The following is an 18,280-nucleotide window of genomic DNA, read 5'->3' as shown; positions in this document are numbered from 1 at the left end:
GGCAGCCCTGCCCAGATGGAGTCAGCGCGTGCTGCTGGCCTGGCCGCCGCACCCGACGCGCCGCCTGCCCGCGCCGAAGCCCCGGCAGCCGAGGTGCGCGAAGTCGTTCGTGAAGTGGTGCATGAGGTCGAGGTGGTGCGCGAAGTGCCCGTGGCCGGCCCCGGCACCGTGGTGGTGGACAAGCCCCTGCGTTCGGGCCAGCAGGTGTATGCGCGCGGCGCCGACCTGGTGGTGATGGCCGTGGTGAGCTTCGGCGCCGAGGTGATTGCCGACGGCAATATCCACGTCTATGCCCCGCTGCGCGGCCGAGCCATTGCCGGAGCGCGGGGCAACACCGAGGCGCGCATCTTTTCGACCTGCCTGGAGCCGCAACTCGTCTCCATCGCGGGTATTTACCGCACCACCGAAACCGAGCTGCCCGACAACGTGCGCGGCAAGCCCGCACAGGTGCGGCTCGATGGCGAGAAGCTCTTGTTCGAGCCGCTCGCCTGACCCCGGCCCCGTTCGTATCAACCCACAGAGAATCAGCAACACATGGCCAAAATCGTCGTCGTGACCTCCGGCAAAGGTGGCGTGGGCAAGACCACCACCAGCGCCAGCTTCGCCTCCGGCCTCGCCCTGCGCGGCCACAAGACCGCCGTGATCGACTTCGACGTCGGCCTGCGCAACCTGGACCTCATCATGGGCTGCGAGCGCCGCGTGGTGTACGACCTCATCAACGTCATCCACGGTGAGGCCAACCTGAACCAGGCCCTCATCAAGGACAAGCAGTGTGACAACCTGTTCGTGCTGGCCGCCAGCCAGACGCGCGACAAGGACGCGCTCACGCAGGACGGCGTGGAGAAGGTGCTCAAGGACCTGGCCGAGATGGGTTTCGAGTACATCGTCTGCGACTCGCCCGCCGGCATCGAAAGCGGCGCCCTCATGGCCATGCACTTTGCCGACGAGGCCCTGCTGGTGACCAACCCCGAGGTGTCGTCGGTGCGCGACTCCGACCGCATCCTGGGCATGCTGGGCAGCAAGACCAAGCGCGCCATCGAAGGCGGCGAGCCGATCAAGGAGCACCTGCTGATCACGCGCTACAACCCCAGCCGCGTGGAAGACGGCCAGATGCTGAGCCTGGAGGACATCCAGGACATCCTGCGCATCAAGCTCATCGGCGTGATCCCCGAGTCGGAAGTGGTGCTGCAGTCGTCCAACCAGGGCACGCCCGCCATCCATGCCCAGGGCAGCGATGTGAGCGAGGCCTACAAGGACGTGATCGATCGCTTCCTGGGGCAGGACAAGCCCTTGCGCTTTATCGAGGCCGAAAAGCCCGGCTTCTTCAAACGCCTGTTCGGGAGCAAGTAGCCATGGCATCCTTCCTTTCCTTCCTGCTTGGCGAGAAAAAGAAAACCGCCAGCGTCGCCAAGGAACGCCTGCAGATCATCCTGGCGCACGAGCGCAATGGCCGCAACGCCTCGGAGCCCGACTACCTGCCAGCCCTGCAGCGCGAACTGGTGGCCGTGATCTCCAAATACGTCAAGATCAGCCCCGAAGACCTCAAGGTCCATCTGGAGCGCCAGGACAACCTCGAAGTGCTCGAAGTCAAGATCGAACTGCCAGACGCGGTGCGCTGACCTATGGCACCCTTTCCGCGTGCCCCTGTTGACACGCAGAATTGGCGCAATATTCAAATGTTGCGTGCGGTAGGCGCGCTCCTGGTTTTCTTTCATCACGCCAGTGCGCAATACGACGCCATGGGTGGAGCGTCGGTCTCGTTCAAGGCCCTCAGTGCGGGCATCGGGTTTGCCGGGGTGGATATCTTTTTCGTGATCAGCGGCTTTGTTGCCGCGCTCACCACGTTTGCCAAGCCACGCACGGGTGGCCAGGCCTGGACGTTTCTGCGCCGGCGCTTGTTGCGAATCTATCTCGGATACTGGCCCTTCTTCGCCTTGATGGTGGTACTGCTTTGGAAGTTCCAGCCGCAAGCTTTGGCGGGAATCGATCTGGTGCATTCCTTTCTGCTGACGAGCATCGAGCTACCGCGGCTGGCGCTGTATGTCAGTTGGTCCTTGTCATGTGAGCTGGTCTTCTATTTGCTCATCACGCTGTCGTTTGCCGTGCCCACGCCGATACGCGTTGCAGTAGCGTGGGCCACTTTGGTTGCATTGGTCGTATGGATGTATGTTCGTCTGGCACAGCCATTCGCCATTCTTCCCATGTTTCTTGCGGAGTTTCTGGCTGGCGTATTGCTATATGCCTATCGTGATGTCCTGCGAAGCCGTTGGTGGATGGTGCTGTGCGGTGCCACTGCCTTCGTCGGCTTCGGCGCCGGCTATCTCATGCACGCCACCGACGGTTCTTGGCGGATATTCACCTTTGGATCTGGCGCTGCGGGTTTGATCATGTTGGCAGTGCTTCTCGAAAGAAACAGAATCTGGTCCGCAGGGCGCTGGTCGGTGGCACTGGGCGATGCATCCTACACCTTGTATCTCAGCCACCTGCCTTTGTTGATTGGTTTTTATGCCACCGGGCTTCGGGGTTACCTGGCTTTGCAGCCACCTGTATGGCGTGAACTGGGCTTTGGCTTGTTTGTCGTTGCGTGTATGGGACTGAGCTCGCTGCTCTACCGGCTGCTGGAGTTGCCCCTGTACCGGTGGGCCACACGGTCCCATAGAGACGCGCGGCCGATCAGCGTACCGAGCATGACGGTTCAATAGCGGGGGGCTGGGGAATCTGCCACCGCGGTTGAGCAATTAAGAGGCCGGCAGCTTGGGGCTTGCGCACGGTGGGTGCCGAAGCCCAGAATGAAGGTTCCACTGAACAGTCGTTGAACGGGGGGAACCATGCGCGTCACGACCTTGATCGAGAACGAGAAATCCGACGACCAGCCGGATCTGGAGCCCGAGTTCGGTTTGTCGCTGTACATCGAGCACCGGGGCCAGCGCATCCTGTTCGATACGGGCGCCACGGGGGCGGCGGTGAAGAATGCCACCCGCCTGGGCATTGACCTGGCCCAGGTCGACGCCGTGGTGCTGTCGCACCACCACTTCGACCACGGCGGCGGCCTGCCGGCCTTTTTTGCGGCGAACTCCCGGGCCAAGGTCTATCTGCGCCACCCGCCGCAGGGGCAGGAGTATTTTCGTGCGCTGTGGGTGGTGAGCCGGTACATCGGGCTGGAGGAAGGCCTGCTGGAGCGCTACCAGGATCGCTTCGTCTTCGTCGACGATTTCACAGAGATCCTGCCCGGTGCCTACATCTTCACCGAGTTGGCGCGCACCTATGAGCTGCCCAAGGGCGACCGCTACCTGTACCTGAAGCAGGACGGCGGTTACGTGCACGACCCGTTCAATCACGAACTCGTCTTTGCCCTGCGCGATGACGATGGCCTGGTGGTCTTCACCGGCTGCGGCCACAGCGGGGTGCTCAACATGGTCGAAACCGTGGCGCGCCGCTTTCCTGGCGACCGGATCAAGGGCGTCATGGGTGGCTTTCATCTCGTGGGCATGCCGTCCCCGCGCTCCATGGCCGGTACGCGTGAAGAGATGGTCGAACTGGGCCGGACCATGCTCCAGCAGCCGGTTCAAACCTACTGGACCGGCCACTGCACGGGACACAGGGCGTATGCGGTGCTGAAGGAAGTGCTTGGCGAAAAGCTGTCCGAGATCCACACCGGGACGACCGTGACGGTCTAGGTCTGTTCACACATTTTTCCCGGTGCGAACCGCATGAATCCGCGCGAGTTCTTGTGCGTGATGGTGCAAGCAACCTGGTCAGGAAGGCAATGACGAGTGGCACGGTCTTCACACCATTCCCCTGAGGCTGCCAGCAAAAGAGCCATTCACGGCATTGCCAATGCCTCGCTGGGGCTGCACCTCGGTTCCGTTCGGCGCCTTGCAGCCGCCCCTTTTTGACCACAACGCATCACAAAAGGTGCGAATACGCCCAGGAGCGGAAGCCGGTTGGCAGCGGCACCTGGCTCGTTGGGCTTTAGCGCGAGTGCTTTGCGAACTTTCCGGCGAACGCCTGCGCGATGCTCAGGCCGCGCTGCCCCGGCTTCAGCACGGCCTGCTGGCCTGCCGCCAGCGTGCCGGGCTGTTCCACCGCGAGGTAGTAGCCGCAGCAGCCCTCGATGGCCATGGCGCGGCCCGCCTGGGCGAACCCCATCACCGCGTTGAACTTGTAGCAGGGCTCGCGCGGCGCGGTGACGCGCAGCACGCAGTCGGGAAAGTGCAGGCGGTCGCCCACATACACCTCGTGTTCCAGCAGGCCGTCCACCGTGAGGTTCTCGCCCATGAAGCCCGGCGGCAGCGTGTCGTCCAGCGGGCTGATGCCGCGCTCGCGCCGCTGCGCCTGCCAGAAGGCGTAGTGGGCGGCCGGGTAGGCGTACACCGCCTTGTCCAGTCCGCCGTGCACGCTCAGATCGGCTTGCTCGTCGCCCTCCAGCCCCAGCCGGCCCACGGTGATGGGGCCCGGCACCGGCGTTTTGCCGATCGCGGTGAGGATTTGGTGCTCGCCGATGCGCAAGCGCCTGGCGGTGCCGATGTTGATGCTCTGGATATGCATGGCAATGAAGGAAGGCCAGGGTGCGAAGCGGGCGGCTGCGCGGGCTGCCCTGCGGGAGTTCGGCCTACAGAGGGTGTTCGGTGTAGAACCGGCCGCCGTGGTACAGCAGCGGCGGAAGGCCGGCATGGTGTCGGCAGCGCTCGACTTCGCCGACGAAGATCACGTGGTCGCCTTCTTCGTAGCGGCTTCGGTTGAAGCATTCGAACGTGGCCAGTGCCCCCGCCAGCAGCGGGGCCCCGCTGATGCCGGGCTGGTGGTCCACCCCCGCGAAGCGGTCAATGCCGCGCGCGGCAAAACGTTCTGCCAGGGCCTTCTGTCCGGCGGCCAGCACGTTGATGGCGTAGTGGGAGCCATTGGCAAAGGCTGGCATCGACGCAGCGGCGCGTGACAGGCTCCATAGCACCAGCGGCGGCTCCAGCGACACCGAGTTGAACGAGTTGGCCGTGAGCCCGATGGGCTCGCCGGCTGCGTTGCGCGCGGTCACGATGGTCACCCCGGTGGCAAACATGCCCAGTGCGTCACGAAACTCGCGTGCGGAGAAGCTGGGCGAGCGGGCGATGGCAGGACGGGGTGGAGAACTGTTCACGAGGGGGGACGCGGTGCGGGCGGGATGGCGAGGGCTATTATGGTGTGCCGTCTGCGATCCCGCAGCCGTGGGGCATTTACCCGGGCGCCCCTTGGCGGGCAACACCATGGCTCTTCTTCCCACTTTCACCACCCTCGGCGCCGGCCCGCCCGTGCTCATGCTGCACGATGCCGACGGCGGCCATCTCACCTTCGCACCCCAGGTGGAGTCGCTCGCCAGCGCCGGCTACCGGGCCGTGGCGTGGAACATGCCCGGCTATGGCCTCAGTGCGCCCATCGAGCCCTACACATTCAAGGGCTTGGCGCAAAGCTGCCTCGCGCTGGTGCATGCCCTGCAATGTGGGCCGGTGACCCTGGTGGGCCACGGGCTGGGCGCGATGGTTGCGCTCGAGGTCGCCCTGCGCCAGCCGTCGCGGGTGCACCGGCTGGTGCTGTGCGCGGGAGGGCCGGGCCTGGACGCCCAGGCGGCACGCGACTGGGTCCAGCCGCGCCTGCTGGCGTTGCAGCGGGTGGATGCAGGCGAATCCATGGAAATGCTGGCCCAGACGCTGGTGCCTCGTTTCATCGGCAGCGGCGCCTTGCCCGAGGGCGCGCGGCTGGCGGGCCATGCGCTGGCCCAGGTTTACCCCGCCACCTACCGGCGGGCGTTGCAATTGCTACCGCTGTTCGACCGCGATGCGGCCGCCTTTCTGCGGCTGGGCATGCCAACCCTGCTGCTTGGCGGCGCGATGGACCCGTGCACGCCACCGGCCGCGCTGGAAGCCCTGGCCCAGGTGCTGCCCGATGCGCGCCATATCAGCTTGGCCCATGTGGGCCATTGGCCGCAGCTGGAAGACCCCGAAGGTTTCGATGCGGCGCTGCAAGCTTTTCTGGCCGAGCAGCGTCGGCTGCACTGAAGAGCCCTGCGCCGTACTTGCCGAACGCACTCCACCCTCCAGCGAGCGCCGGAGCGATGGGCCGGCGGTAGCGCCCCTCAGCGTGGTGCTCGTCGGGTCTGCCGAGCCAGTCGGGCTTGTGCAGGGCGCAGGAATATCGGCGTCATCCTTGCAGGAACGTCTGTGCCTGCGCGATGGCGGCGGCATCGGCCTGCACGGCGCCGGGCGGGCCGCCCTTGCCCCACAGCGCACCGCCCCAGCGCATGCCCAGGAACTGGGCGCACAAGTGCACCGAATCCACCATCGGCTGCGCCTTGGCGCGGTCACCACTGGTGGTGATGAGATGCAGGCTTTTAGCGCCCATCGCTTCCTTGAAGGCCAGGCCCGGCACGCGCATCCAGGCGCTCCAGTGGTCCAGGTAGGTTTTGAGCGGCGAAGGCAGGCTGTACCAGTACACCGGTGCCACGAACACGACGTGGGAGGCGGCCAGCGTGGCGTCCAGCAGGGTTGTCATGTCGCCCTCGGGCGGCGGATAGGTGCCCGAGGTGTGGCGCTGGTCGACAAAGGGCGGCAGGTCCATGCGTGCCAGGTGGTGCCAGGTTTGCTGGGCGCCGGAGGGCAGTGCGGCGGCGGCCTCGCGGGCCAGCCACTCGGTGTTGCCGGTGTGGCCTGGCTCGCGGGTGGACGTGGTGAGAAACAGGTAGTGCGGTACAGACATGCCGGGCATCGTAACGGCCCTGGCCGCCACGCCAGCGCGCCGTGCGGGGGCGGTATGGCGGTCAGGCCGCCACGATGGCGCGCCGGGGCGGCACGTGGCGGCACCCAGGAAGCCGAAGTTCATCGCGGGCTGCGCGCCGCTGATCAGCTCGGCCAGCGCCTTGCCCGAGCCTGCCCCGTGTGTCCAGCCCAGCGTGCCATGGCCGGCGTTCACCCACAGCTTGCCCAGGCGCGTGCGCCCGATGAACGGGATGTTGGTGGGCGTGGCGGGGCGCAGGCCGGTCCAATACTGCGGATCGCCGCCCTGCTCGGGCGTGCGGGTGTCGCACACGCCGGGCAGCACTTCTTCGATGCGGCGCGACAGCATGTGGCAGCGGGCGCGGGCCACGGGGCTGTCCAGCGACAGGTCAAACCCGCCAAGCTCGATGGTCCCGGCCACGCGCAGCACATTGCCCAGGCGGCTCATGGCGATCTTCTTGCCGTCGTCGATGGTGGAGACCATGGGCGCACCCTCGGGCCTGAGCAGCGGGAAGGTGGCGCTGTAGCCCTTGCCAGGGTAGATGGGCAGGTCCACGCCCACGCTGCGCAGCAGCGGCGCGCTGTACGAGCCGCAGGCCACCACAATGGCATCGCCCTTCAATATGAAGTCTTTTTTGCCGACAGCGCTTGACTGGCGCGCCATGACAGCTACTGAATCAATAGCGTCCCCCACTTTGTTCAGCCGCAGCACGTCGTGGCCGTAGAGAAACTGCACACCGCGTGCAGCGCAGCGGCGGGCCAGCTCCTGGGTGAACACGCGTGCGTCACCGCTTTCGTCGGTGCTGGTGTAGGTGCCGCCGGTGATGCGGTCGCCGTAGGCCTGGAAGGCCGGCTCGATCTGCAGCAACTCGTCGCGGCTGACCAGGCGGCGCTGTACGCCGAACTTGCGCATCACCTCGACGGCACGGCCCGCGTCGTCAAAGGATTTCTGGTCGGAGTAGAAATGCGCGATGCCGCGCTCCAGGCGGTGGTATTCGATGCCGGTGGCGCGCACCACGTCCTTCAGCGCCGCATGGCTGTAGGCGCCCAGCGCCACGATCTGCTGCACGTTGCGCTCGAAGGCGGTGTCGTTGCATTGCGCGAGGAATTGCAGGCACCAGCGCCACTGGTCCCAGTCGAGCTGGGGGCGGAACAGCAGCGGTGCTTCCTTGTCGAACATCCACTTGAGCGCTTTCCAGGGCGCCTCGCGGTTGGCCCAGGGCTCGCAGTAGCTCACGGAGATCTGCGCCGCGTTGGCGAAACTGGTTTCCAGCGCGGCATCGGGCTGGCGGTCGACCACGATCACTTCGTGTCCACGCTCCAGCAGATGCCAGGCGGTGCTGATGCCGATGATGCCGGCGCCCAGAACGATGGTTTTCATGGGGCGCAGTGTGCGCGACATTGCCTTCTTGTAAAAGCAAAATTAAACTTACTCCAAAAACATCAGTGCATCTAATAATTTGGCACTGCGGAGACAACCCTTTTTGCGCGAGTTCATAACATGAGTACCTACGATCCCGCCGCCCTGGAATGCCTGGCCGCCATTGTGGAAGAGGGGGGGTTCGAGCGCGCAGCACAGCGCCTGAATGTCACCCAGTCGGCGGTGTCGCAGCGCCTGCGCGCCCTGGAGGCGCAGGTGGGCTCGGTGCTCATCGTGCGCAGCCGGCCGCTGCGGCCGACCTCGGCCGGGCAATTGCTGCTCAAGCACACCAAGCAGATGCGCCTGCTGCGGGCCGACCTAGAGCGCGACCTGCAGGAGCTGGCCCCCAGCGCACCCGGCGGCACGCGCGAGGATGAGCGCATTTCGATCGCCATCAATGCCGACAGCATCGCCACCTGGGCCATGGGCGCGCTGCACGATCTGGTGCGCGAGCGCCTGCCGCTCGAAATCATCGTGGACGATCAGGACTTCACCCAGGAATGGCTGCGCTCCGGCCAGGTGCTGGGCTGCGTCACCACCCTCAAGCAGGCGCTGCGCGGCTGCAAGATGGTGTCGCTGGGCGCCATGCCTTATGTGGCGGTGGCCTCGGCATCGTTTGCCCGGCAGAACCTGCCACAGGGACTCACGCCGCACAACTTCCGCGACGTGTCATTCCTGTCGTTCAACCGCAAGGATGACATGGCCTCTGAGTTCGTGGCGCGTGCCTTCGGGCTCAAGCGCGTGGCCCTCAACCACCTCTTCGTGCCGGGTTCCGAGGCGCAAATGCGCGCCGTGGCCGCCGGCTGGGCCGTGGGCGTGGTGCCCGAACTGCTGGCGCGGAGCGCCATTGCCGAGGGCAGCATGGTGGACCTGGCGCCCGGCCGGTCCTTGCCCATCCAGCTCTACTGGCATTGCTGGAACCTGGAATCAGAGCTTTTGGATGCACTCACGGCGGCGCTCACCAGTGCGGCGGCCGAGGCATTGGTCTCTTGAGGGGCAATCCAGCGCATATCCCGTGCCCAAAAGCGCGTTCGCGGATCAAGGCACCAGGGCCCGTCGCGAACGGCGTGGTTGTAATACAACCTGTGCAACTGTTTTTATACCAACGCGTATAAGATGCCCCGATGCAAACGCCGAAACCCCGGGTTTCCTTCAAGGAACAGATGCATCTGGCCCGGGAAGAGGCCATCCTTCAGTCCACCTGCCGTCTGCTGGGGGAGAAGTCCTTCGACGCGATGACGATGGACGACGTGGCCAGCGCGGTCGGTATCGCGAAGGCCAGCCTCTACAAGCACTTCGCCAGCAAGGAAGACCTGTGCCGAGCGGCCATGCTCCAGATTCTGGAGCGCGGGCGCGCCTACCTGGCCACGTTGTCTGCGGACCTGCCGCCCCTCGACAAGCTGCGGGGCTTGGTGCGCTGGCTGCTCGAGCGGCTCGTGACCAATGAAACCCCGCTGCTGCCCAGTTGCAACTCTGGCTTGCGGACGGTGCTCATGGCGGACCGGCAGTACCTGGACGGGCTGATGGAGGTCAGCGACCAGATCGGCCAGTGGATCACCGAAGCCCAGGCAGAGGGCACGATCAACCCCGCCGTGCCACCGCTGGTGGTGCTGTACACCCTGTTCGCCCGCGCTTGCGATCCGGTGGTGGGGTTCTTGAAGGATGGCGGCCAGTATGCCGACGCCGAGATCGTTGAGTTGGTGCTGCAAACCTGCTTCGAGGGGCTGCGCGCACGCTGAGGCTTGCGGGGGGCGAATGCCCACCGTGGTCGTGCTGGACGCGCGGCGTGCGCCGTCGAATGCGACACGATAAGCAGGCGAAAAAAAACCTGCCCCAGGGCAGGTTCGGTGCAGACCCCGCCGGGATCAGCGCACCAGCAGCACCGGCACCTTGCTGTGTGCCAGCACTTGCGTGGTGACCGAGCCCATCACCAGCGTGGCGATGGCGCCGTGGCCGTGCGAGCCCATGACCAGCAGGTCGAACTTGCCGGTGTCTGCGACCTTGGCAATGGTCTCGCCCACCGGGCCCAGCTTGACGCTGCGCTTGACCTGCACGCCGTGGCGCGCCAGGAATTTGCACACCGGGGCCATGATCTTCTCGGCTTCTTCGGCGTGGTACTTGTCGACCACTTCCTTGCCCAGCGCGGCGCGCGCGCGTGCGGGTAGCGGCGTCTGCACCGTGAGCACGGTGTACTCGTGGCTGCCGGCAACCAATTCCTCGTGGGTTGCCAGGTAGGCGAGCATTTTCTTGGTGTAGGCGCTGCCGTCGACAGCAAGCAGGATGTTCATGGTGTGTTCTCCAGGATGAGAGGTTCAGACTAATCTGCGCCCGTGGTTGTTATCTTGACCTTCGTCAGGTTTTTTCGTGCGCCGGGAAAGCTTGTCAGCCTGCGCCCATCATAAGGGGATGCAGCAGCGCGGCTGGAACATGGCCTGTTCTCCCTTGCGTGCATAACCCAGCGGATTGGCCGCCACGCGGCATTGCCATGGCCCGTTCTGCGTGTCGGTGCCGGTCACCGTGTAGTCGCTGGGTGCGTGCAGATGTCCATGCAGCCACAACCGGGCCCGCGGCAAAAGGTCGTCCAAGGCGTTGCAGAAACCGGCGGTGCCCGGCACCAGTCCGTAGCGGGGATCGGCGCTGCGCAGGCTTGGCGCGAAATGGGTGACTGCGACGGTGGGCCCTGCGTGCGCATGCTCCAGGGTCTCGCGCAGCCATTGCTGGCAGAGCAGGCCCTGTTCGCGCAGGGCGTCCGCCAGAAAAGGGGCGCCATGGCGCGTGCCGCCGGTCTTGCGCAGGTAGAAATTGGCGGCGCGCATGGCCTTGTCGCGCAGCTTCAGCCGCCGCTCCATCCCGGTGGCGCCTTCATGGTCGGCCAGGGCGTCGAAGTCGCTCCACAGCGTGGTTCCCACGAAGCGCACGCCATCCAGCACCAGGGTTTCCCGTTCCAGCCAGGCAATGCCCAGCCGCTCGCACACCGCGCGCAACCGCTGGTGTGCCACATCGAAGTCCTGTGCGTCGTACTCGTGGTTGCCCGGCACCAGCAGCACCGGAACCGGCCAGCCGGCAAACTGCGGCAGTGGGGAAAAACGCTCCAGCCCGAAGCAGGCGTCGGTGAGCTGGCCCCCTTCCTGGTACGAGCCGATGTCTCCTGCCAGCACCAGCACATCCGCTTCTGGGGCCGGCTCGGGCATGAAATGGGGGTGTGCCTCGAGATGCAGATCGGAGAGCAGCTGGATATTCATGGGGCGGGGTGAGGAGCGGGCGCGCCGGTCGGGCGGGGAAAGGTGTGCCGCGCGGCGCGGGCCAATGCCTGGAGCAGCCAGTTGATGGCCATCTGCTGCGGTGGGCGTCGGCGCCACAGCGCATCAACGTGGACCGCCGGTACGTCGAGCGGCAGGGGGCGGAGCATCAATGAATCAGCGATGCCGGTGACGGGAACGAAATGGCGCGGCAGCACGGTCAGCAGATCGGAATTGGCCACCACGCGTCCTGCGGTGAAAAACTGGTTGACGGTGAGCACCACGCGCCTTTCCCGCCCCAGCGACGCCAGGGCTTCGTCGATGAAGCCGAAAGGTCGCCCCGAAAAGCTCACCAGCATGTGGCGGGCCGCGCAATACTGGTCCAACGTCAGAGGGGCGTGGGCCAGCGGGTGCCCCTGGCGCATGACGCACACATATTCGCCGTCGTAGATGCGCCGGCTGTCGAATGCCACCACCCCGCCCGATTGGGCCCGTGCCGTCAGGTCGGCCAGAACGGCCGGAAAGTAGCCCACGGCCATATCGGCCCATTCTTCTTCCAGAAGGCGGCGGGGGTCGCGGGTGGTCAGCGGCACCACGCGCACGGAAATGCCAGGCGCCTCGCGCTCCATGATTTCCACCAGCGGTGGCACCAGCGTGGCCGCCGTGGCATCGGACATGGCCAGCACGAAGGTGGAACTGGCCGTGGCGGGCTCGAACAACCCCGGCGCCAGCGATTCCTGCAGCTGCGTCAAGGCGTCGCGCACCGGAGGCCACAGCGCAAGCGCCCGGGGCGTGGGCTCCACCCCTTGGCCGCTGCGCACCACCAGCTCGTCCCCCAGCACGTCGCGCAGGCGCCGCAGTGCATTGCTGACGGCCGGCTGGGTGATCGACAGCTTGTGCGCGGCCCGTGTCAGGCTGCGCTCGGCCATCACCTCGTCAAAGACGCGCAGCAGGTTGAGATCCAGAGAACGGAAATTCAGGGGCGCCATCCCGAAAGTATCACCGATATGAATAACTGGAATTCAAAATATAAATTTGAATGGATGAAGGGTAAACCCTAATATCACCCCATCGCCCGGCAATCTCGCCACAAGCGTTTGGAAAGGGAACTCAAATGACCAGTTTTGCACATGTGGTTTACCCCACACAACACCCCGGGGTGGTCCGGGCCGAAAACGCCGTCGTGGCGTTGAAGAATGCCATTGCAGGTTTCGATGGTGCCCGCGGTGCCGCCTCTCTGTTGCTGGCGGCCGTGGTGGCCGCGTTGCTCGTGGTGGCCAACCAGGTGGTCGACACCTGGGGTGAAGGCCACCTCTTGGCAGCCTGGATGGTCCTGTGGGTGGTGGCGTTTGCCGCCATCGCCCTGCTGGCAACGCCGGCACGCCGCATGGCCGCGCTGCTGCGTTCGGGCTACAAGGCCTGGATGGAAAGCCGCCGTCAGGCTGCCGAAGACCAGCGTACCTGGAACGCCGCTTTGCAGGACGCCCGCATCATGGCCGACCTGAGCCGCGCCATGAGCGCCGCAGCACAGGACATCCGCAAGTATTACTGAAGCGCTCTGCGCGCGGGCCTGGACGTGTCCAGGGTGCGCAGTAACCATGGCCGTGGCACTGTCCACGGCTTTTTTTTGCTTGTGCGGGGATGTGGTGGTGCGTGCAGCGAGCGCGGCACAAAAAAACCGCCGTGCCCTGGCAGGGCAGGCGGTTCAGGTCCAGACTGAGAGGGTCGGTTCGGCCGGGCACGTGCCCGGCCACAATCCGGTTGCTCTCAGACGGCTGCCAGACGCTTTTCGATGGCGGCGCGGGTGTCGAGCAGTTCCTTGGGCAGGTGGTAGGCCAGCTGCTCGAAATGGGCATCGTGCAGCTTGAGTTCTTCCACCCAGGCGGCCTTGTCGATGCGGGTCACCGTCTGGAACTGCTGGGCGCTGAAGTCCAGACCCGTCCAGTTGACTTCTGCATACTGCGGCGCGATGCCGAACATGGTTTCCTGGCCTTGGGCGCGGCCTTCAATGCGGTCGATCATCCACTTGAGCACGCGCATGTTCTCGCCGTAGCCGGGCCAGACGAACTTGCCGTCTTCGCCCTTGCGGAACCAGTTCACGCAGAAGATCTTGGGCAGGGTGTGGCCCATGCTTTCGAGCTTGTGTTCCATGTCCAGCCAGTGCTGGAAATAGTCGCTCATGTTGTAGCCGCAGAACGGCAGCATCGCGAAGGGGTCGCGGCGCACCACGCCCTGGGCGCCAAACGCGGCGGCCGTGGTCTCGGAACCCATGGTGGCGGCCATGTACACGCCTTCCATCCAGGTGCGGGCCTCGGTCACCAGCGGCACGGTGGTGGAGCGGCGGCCACCGAAGATGAACGCGTCAATGGCCACACCGTTGGCATCGTCCCACTGGGGGTCGAGCGCCGGGTTGTTGGTGGCGGCCACGGTGAAGCGCGAGTTGGGGTGGGCGGCCTTGGCGCCGGTTTCCTTGGCGATCTGGGGCGTCCAGTCCTTGCCTTGCCAGTCGATCAGATGGTCTGGAACGGTGCCGGTGTCCTTTTCCATGCCTTCCCACCACACGTCGCCGTCGTCCGTCAGAGCCACATTGGTGAAGATCACGTCCTTGTCCAGGCTCTTCATGCAGTTGGGGTTGGTGTGCATGTTGGTGCCGGGGGCCACGCCGAAGTAACCCGCTTCGGGGTTGATGGCGTACATCTTGCCGTCGGCATGGGGCTTGATCCAGGCGATGTCATCACCGATGGTGGTGACCTTCCAACCTGCAAAGCCCGCTTCGGGCGGCACCAGCATCGAGAAGTTGGTCTTGCCGCAGGCGCTCGGGAAGGCGGCTGCCACGTGGTACTTCTTGCCTTCGGGGTTTGTGACGCCCAGGATCAGCATGTGCTCGGCCAGCCAGCCCTGGTCGCGGCCCATGGTGGACGCGATGCGCAGTGCCAGGCACTTCTTGCCCAGCAGCGCGTTGCCGCCGTAGCCGGAGCCGTAGGACCAGATTTCGCGGGTCTCGGGGTAGTGCACGATGTACTTGACCTTGGGGTTGCAGGGCCAGCTGGTCTGGTCCTTCTCACCGGCCTGCAGGGGGGCGCCCACGGTGTGCATGCAGGGCACGAACTCGCCGTCCACGCCCAGCACGTCGTACACGGCCTTGCCCATGCGGGTCATCAGGCGCTGGTTCACGGCCACGTAGGCGCTGTCGGTCAGCTCCACGCCAATATGGGCGATGTGGCTGCCCAGCGGGCCCATGCTGAAGGGCACCACGTACATGGTGCGGCCCTTCATGCAACCGTCGAACAGGGGCTGCAGCGTGGCGCGCATTTCGGCGGGGGCCATCCAGTTGTTGGTGGGGCCGGCGTCTTCCTTCTGGGCCGAGCAGATGTAGGTGCGGTCTTCGACGCGTGCCACGTCGGAGGGGTCGGAGCAGGCCAGGAAGCTGCCAGGGCGCTTGGCGGGGTTGAGCTTCTTGAAGGTGCCGGCGTCAACGAGTTGCTGGCACAGGCGGTCGTACTCTTCCTTCGATCCGTCGCACCAGACGATGCTGTCGGGCTTGCACAGGGCGACCATGTCGGCCACCCAGGCCAGCAGGCGGGCGTTCTTGATGTAGGCGGGGGCGTTGAGATTCAGGCCCTGCATCGTGGGTGCGTTCATCGGGGAGCTTCCTAAGTTGAAAAACGGTTTTTCAAAGGAAGCAAACCCGGCGCAGCTGGAACAGGGCCGGAGGGCAGGTGCGGATGCTGAGCGCTGCCTTTGAAAAAACGGCTTTCGTGCTCAGTCGGCGGGCGGGTGCATGGCTTGCCCCCACGGGTGGAGGCTATTCCACGGATTCCGCGGGTCGGCTGGGGTGTCAATTTTATGAATCTGACGCCCGTTTGTCTGTCAGTCACGGGTCAAATCCATGCAAAAGTTGCATGGGGTTATGCTTGGTTATGGTCGGCTTCGGCCCCGCATTCCGCTTTCAGGTTTGCGCGGCTTGCCAGCGTTCGTACCCGGCCTTGCGCAGGGCGCAGGCAGGGCAGGTGCCGCAGCCGTAGCCCCAGGCATGGCGCACCTCGCGCACGCCGTGGTAGCAGGTGTGCGATTGCTCCAGGATGATGTCCACCAGTGCCGGGCCGCCCAGCGTGTGGGCCATCTCCCAGGTTGCGGCCTTGTCCAGCCACATCAGCGGCGTCTCGAAGGTGAAGCGCTGGCCCATGCCCAGCGATACGGCCACCTGCAGGGCCTTCAGGGTGTCGTCGCGGCAATCGGGGTAGCCCGAGAAGTCGGTTTCGCACATGCCGCCCACCAGCGTGTGCAGCCCGCGCCGGTAGCCCACGGCCGCCGCCAGTTGGAAGAACAGCAGGTTGCGCCCCGGCACAAAGGTGTTGGGCAGGCCCGCGGCGTCCATCACGATTTCCGTCTCGCGTGTGAGGGCCGTGTCGCTGATCTGGCCCAGCACCGCCAGGTCGATCATGTGGTCGTCTCCCAGCCGTTCGCGCCACTGGGGAAATGCCGTGCGCAGGGCGGTCAGCACCTGTTGGCGCGCCTGCAACTCCACCTGGTGGCGCTGGCCGTAGTCGAAGCCGATGGTCTCGACATGTTCAAAGTGGGCCAGGGCCCATGCCAGGCAGGTGGTGGAGTCCTGCCCGCCAGAAAACAGTACAAGGGCGTGTCCGGGGCGCATGAGCGGTTCCTTGGGCGCATGAGGGCGCAAAAAAACCCCGCGCTGCGGGGTTGGGGGATGAGGCCGCGTGCGCCTCAGGCCATGTTCACGGCAATGAAGGCCAGCAGAAAGATCATGATGCCGCCCACCACGGGCAACACCAGGGGAATCAGCGGAACGACGTTTTCCACAGCGTCGGCCGAAGGTGCTGCGGGGGCGTGCGAGGTGTTGTGGTCGGACATGGCAAGGGCTCCAGGCTTGTTACTCGCGCCATTCTAGCCGCAGGCCCGCGCGGCGTGGGGCCAAGGGACATGATGGCCTCGCGCCCTCCGGCCGTTGGGGCGGTGGCGGGGCCGTGCGGCCATCGGTGTGATGCAGTTGGCCCCTGCGGTGGCGGGGAGGCGCCGCGCCCATGCGCGGCCCCGGCATCACATGAGTGCGGCTTCCATGCCGGCCGCGCGCAGTTCTTCCAGCACCTGGGCTACGTGGGCCTTGCCACGGGTCTGCAGCACCAGTTCGATCTCCACATTCTGCGCGGCCAGCGTGGTGAAGGCCCGCTGGTGGTGCACTTCTTCGATGTTGGCGCCGGCATCCGCCACCGTGGCGGTGATGCGCGCCAGCACCCCTGGAATGTCGCGCGCACTGACCTTGATGCGGGCTAGCCGGCCCGAGCGCACCATGCCGCGCTCGATGATGGCGGCCAGCAGCAGCGGGTCGATGTTGCCGCCGCACAGCACCAGTCCCACCTTCTTGCCGGCGAAGCGCTCGGGGTAGCGCACCAGCGCGGCCAGGCCTGCGGCGCCCGCGCCTTCGACCAGGGTTTTCTCGATCTCGAGCAGCATCAGCACGGCCTGCTCGATGTCGCCCTCGTCCACCAGCACCAGGTCGTCCACCAGCCGCTTCACGATGCTCTGGGTGATGGTGCCGGGCGTGCCCACGGCAATGCCTTCGGCGATGGTGGATGTGCCCTGCGGATGGTGCGTGCCCTTCACGGCGTTCACCATGGCCGGAAAGCGCGAAGTCTGCACGCCGATGATTTCGATGTCCGGGCGCAGCGCCTTGGCCGCCGTGGCCACGCCGGCGATCAGCCCACCGCCGCCCACCGCAATGACCAGGGTGTCGAGGTCGGGCACGGCCTGCAGCATCTCGAGCCCGAGTGTGCCCTGGCCGGCGGCCACCGCCTCGTCGTCGTAAGGGTGGACGAACACCAGCCCCTCGGTGTCGGCGAGGCGGTAGGCGTGCGCGCGCGCCTCCTCCAGCGTGTCGCCGTGCAGCACCACCTCGGCGCCAAAGCCGCGGGTGCGCTCCACTTTCACCCCTGGCGTGAACCGCGGCATCACGATCACGGCGCGCAGCCCCAGGCGCTGTGCGTGGTAGGCCACGCCTTGCGCATGGTTGCCGGCGCTCATGGCCACCACGCCGCGCGCGCGCTCGGCGGGCGTGAGCAGCGTGAGCTTGTTGCAGGCGCCGCGCTCCTTGAACGATGCGGTGAACTGCAGGTTCTCGAACTTCAGGAAGACCTGCGCGCCCACGATGTCCGACAAGGTGCGTGATTCAACGCACGGCGTGTCCAGCACCTGGCCCCGCAGCCGGGTGGCTGCATCACGAATGTCTTGGAGTGAAAGCATGGCCGCCATTGTGGGGCAACCCTGCGCCCGCTACCGCACGCATTTACGTTGCTCTCTATTTGATAGCTATTGGCGCTTAATACACAAGCGCTTAAAGGTGATTTGTGCCAATCCCATGCAGGGAAAAGCCTGCCGGCCGCTGCGTTCGGCGCCAGGGGCGCCAAGGCATTGGGCCGGGCCTTCGAAGAGGGGCGGCATTCATTCCGCGCGCTTGGGCACGTGGCGGCGTGCACCGGCGCTCGTGTCCTGGGTAGGAAGGTCGCTGCAGAAACAAGGATGCCGAAATCGCCGTCAGGCAAGGCGCAAACCGCAGTGATAGCCGTAGCTATCTATGGGATGGGCAACGCAGCAGGGCGGCGATTCTCGGCATCTTGATGGCGCTGGCCGTCAGCCCCGGACACTAGGCTGGAAACGCGCGTGCCAGCACCGCCGCCACGTCGATGGCCCGGCTGTCCACCGCCCCCACCACCCGGCCGGCGCAGGCGTTGCCCATCCGCGTGGCGATGAAGCCATCGGCCACCGCGGCGGGCGCGTGGCGGCGCAACAGGCAGGCCTGTGCGAGCAGCACCAGGCGCTGCACCAGCAGGCGGCCCAGCGCCTCCAGCGCATGGGGTGGC

At 65.7% G+C, this 18,280-nt stretch carries 19 protein-coding genes and 2 pseudogenes; 9 read left to right on the top strand and 12 right to left on the bottom strand.

Features of this window, described 5'->3' with window-relative positions; genetic code table 11:
* The 5 genes from minC to ACDELDRAFT_RS10390 form a co-directional block, all read left to right on the top strand.
* Nucleotides 1–492, top strand: a 492-nt coding sequence (minC, locus tag ACDELDRAFT_RS10410) for a septum site-determining protein MinC (RefSeq protein WP_040328766.1), incomplete at its 5' end; no start/stop codon positions are given.
* Nucleotides 493–534: 42 nt separating this feature from the next.
* Nucleotides 535–1,350: a septum site-determining protein MinD gene (gene minD, locus ACDELDRAFT_RS10405; protein ID WP_005796353.1), complete on the top strand. Its 816-nt coding sequence runs from the start codon at nt 535–537 to the stop codon at nt 1,348–1,350.
* A 2-nt stretch (nt 1,351–1,352) separates the two neighbouring features.
* Nucleotides 1,353–1,619: a cell division topological specificity factor MinE gene (minE, locus tag ACDELDRAFT_RS10400; protein WP_005796351.1), complete on the top strand. Its 267-nt coding sequence runs from the start codon at nt 1,353–1,355 to the stop codon at nt 1,617–1,619.
* A gap of 3 nt (nt 1,620–1,622) precedes the next feature.
* Nucleotides 1,623–2,702, top strand: a complete 1,080-nt coding sequence (locus tag ACDELDRAFT_RS10395) for an acyltransferase family protein (protein ID WP_005796349.1) — start codon at nt 1,623–1,625, stop codon at nt 2,700–2,702.
* A gap of 126 nt (nt 2,703–2,828) precedes the next feature.
* Nucleotides 2,829–3,677 carry an MBL fold metallo-hydrolase gene (locus tag ACDELDRAFT_RS10390; RefSeq protein WP_005796347.1) on the top strand — a complete coding sequence of 283 codons (849 nt, stop codon included), beginning with the start codon at nt 2,829–2,831 and terminating at the stop codon, nt 3,675–3,677.
* A gap of 295 nt (nt 3,678–3,972) precedes the next feature.
* Here ACDELDRAFT_RS10390 and ACDELDRAFT_RS10385 read toward each other — a convergent pair whose 3' ends face one another.
* Together ACDELDRAFT_RS10385 and ACDELDRAFT_RS10380 are read right to left on the bottom strand one after the other, a co-directional pair.
* Nucleotides 3,973–4,548: an MOSC domain-containing protein gene (locus ACDELDRAFT_RS10385; protein WP_005796340.1), complete on the bottom strand. Its 576-nt coding sequence runs from the start codon at nt 4,546–4,548 to the stop codon at nt 3,973–3,975.
* Between the two features lie 64 nt (nt 4,549–4,612).
* Nucleotides 4,613–5,134, bottom strand: coding sequence for a flavin reductase family protein (locus ACDELDRAFT_RS10380; protein WP_040328756.1), 522 nt, complete (start codon nt 5,132–5,134; stop codon nt 4,613–4,615).
* 106 nt (nt 5,135–5,240) lie between these two features.
* Here ACDELDRAFT_RS10380 and ACDELDRAFT_RS10375 point away from each other — a divergent pair, with 106 nt between their 5' ends.
* Nucleotides 5,241–6,029, top strand: a complete 789-nt coding sequence (locus ACDELDRAFT_RS10375) for an alpha/beta fold hydrolase (RefSeq protein ID WP_040328764.1) — start codon at nt 5,241–5,243, stop codon at nt 6,027–6,029.
* 142 nt (nt 6,030–6,171) lie between these two features.
* On the opposite strand, the gene ACDELDRAFT_RS25670 is transcribed toward ACDELDRAFT_RS10375, so the two are convergent.
* Nucleotides 6,172–6,726, bottom strand: a complete 555-nt coding sequence (locus ACDELDRAFT_RS25670) for a flavodoxin family protein (protein WP_232504753.1) — start codon at nt 6,724–6,726, stop codon at nt 6,172–6,174.
* Between the two features lie 93 nt (nt 6,727–6,819).
* A pseudogene (locus ACDELDRAFT_RS10370) lies at nt 6,820–8,124 on the bottom strand (D-amino acid dehydrogenase); the annotation flags it as partial.
* 120 nt (nt 8,125–8,244) lie between these two features.
* Between ACDELDRAFT_RS10370 and ACDELDRAFT_RS10365 the strand changes: the two are divergent.
* Together ACDELDRAFT_RS10365 and ACDELDRAFT_RS10360 are read left to right on the top strand one after the other, a co-directional pair.
* A complete protein-coding gene (locus ACDELDRAFT_RS10365; RefSeq protein WP_005796333.1) occupies nt 8,245–9,156 on the top strand; it encodes a LysR family transcriptional regulator ArgP in 912 nt (303 codons plus the stop codon).
* Between the two features lie 131 nt (nt 9,157–9,287).
* Nucleotides 9,288–9,902: a TetR/AcrR family transcriptional regulator gene (locus tag ACDELDRAFT_RS10360; RefSeq protein ID WP_005796332.1), complete on the top strand. Its 615-nt coding sequence runs from the start codon at nt 9,288–9,290 to the stop codon at nt 9,900–9,902.
* A gap of 126 nt (nt 9,903–10,028) precedes the next feature.
* On the opposite strand, the gene ACDELDRAFT_RS10355 is transcribed toward ACDELDRAFT_RS10360, so the two are convergent.
* From ACDELDRAFT_RS10355 to ACDELDRAFT_RS10345, 3 genes are all read right to left on the bottom strand, one after another.
* Entirely contained in the window at nt 10,029–10,451 is a 423-nt protein-coding gene (locus ACDELDRAFT_RS10355) for a universal stress protein (RefSeq protein WP_005796331.1), read from the bottom strand.
* A 108-nt stretch (nt 10,452–10,559) separates the two neighbouring features.
* Nucleotides 10,560–11,405: a metallophosphoesterase gene (locus ACDELDRAFT_RS10350; protein ID WP_005796330.1), complete on the bottom strand. Its 846-nt coding sequence runs from the start codon at nt 11,403–11,405 to the stop codon at nt 10,560–10,562.
* The gene (locus ACDELDRAFT_RS10345; RefSeq protein ID WP_005796329.1) at nt 11,402–12,391 is read right to left on the bottom strand and encodes a LysR family transcriptional regulator; all 990 of its coding nucleotides are present in this window, start codon (nt 12,389–12,391) and stop codon (nt 11,402–11,404) included. Before ACDELDRAFT_RS10345 ends, ACDELDRAFT_RS10350 begins: the two co-directional genes overlap by 4 nt.
* A gap of 125 nt (nt 12,392–12,516) precedes the next feature.
* Between ACDELDRAFT_RS10345 and ACDELDRAFT_RS10340 the strand changes: the two genes are divergently transcribed.
* Nucleotides 12,517–12,954, top strand: a complete 438-nt coding sequence (locus ACDELDRAFT_RS10340; RefSeq protein ID WP_005796328.1) for a hypothetical protein — start codon at nt 12,517–12,519, stop codon at nt 12,952–12,954.
* 215 nt (nt 12,955–13,169) lie between these two features.
* On the opposite strand, the gene ACDELDRAFT_RS10335 is transcribed toward ACDELDRAFT_RS10340, so the two are convergent.
* The 5 genes and pseudogenes from ACDELDRAFT_RS10335 to ACDELDRAFT_RS10320 all read right to left on the bottom strand — a co-directional run.
* Nucleotides 13,170–15,044: a phosphoenolpyruvate carboxykinase (GTP) gene (locus ACDELDRAFT_RS10335; RefSeq protein ID WP_005796327.1), complete on the bottom strand. Its 1,875-nt coding sequence runs from the start codon at nt 15,042–15,044 to the stop codon at nt 13,170–13,172.
* A 307-nt stretch (nt 15,045–15,351) separates the two neighbouring features.
* Nucleotides 15,352–16,056: a 7-cyano-7-deazaguanine synthase QueC gene (gene queC, locus ACDELDRAFT_RS10330; RefSeq protein ID WP_005796326.1), complete on the bottom strand. Its 705-nt coding sequence runs from the start codon at nt 16,054–16,056 to the stop codon at nt 15,352–15,354.
* 74 nt (nt 16,057–16,130) lie between these two features.
* On the bottom strand, nt 16,131–16,277 hold the full coding sequence (locus tag ACDELDRAFT_RS25365; RefSeq protein WP_005796325.1) for a hypothetical protein: 147 nt from the start codon (nt 16,275–16,277) through the stop codon (nt 16,131–16,133).
* 186 nt (nt 16,278–16,463) lie between these two features.
* On the bottom strand, nt 16,464–17,663 hold the full coding sequence (locus ACDELDRAFT_RS10325; RefSeq protein ID WP_040328760.1) for a threonine ammonia-lyase: 1,200 nt from the start codon (nt 17,661–17,663) through the stop codon (nt 16,464–16,466).
* Nucleotides 17,664–18,063: 400 nt separating this feature from the next.
* Nucleotides 18,064–18,280, bottom strand: a pseudogene (locus ACDELDRAFT_RS10320) (DNA alkylation response protein); the annotation flags it as partial.

The organism is Acidovorax delafieldii 2AN, from assembly GCF_000175235.1.
GTDB classification, from domain to species: Bacteria; Pseudomonadota; Gammaproteobacteria; order Burkholderiales; family Burkholderiaceae_C; genus Acidovorax; species Acidovorax delafieldii_B.
The sequence above is the reverse complement of the archived record's forward strand: the minus strand, read 5'-3'. Positions and strand labels throughout refer to the sequence as shown.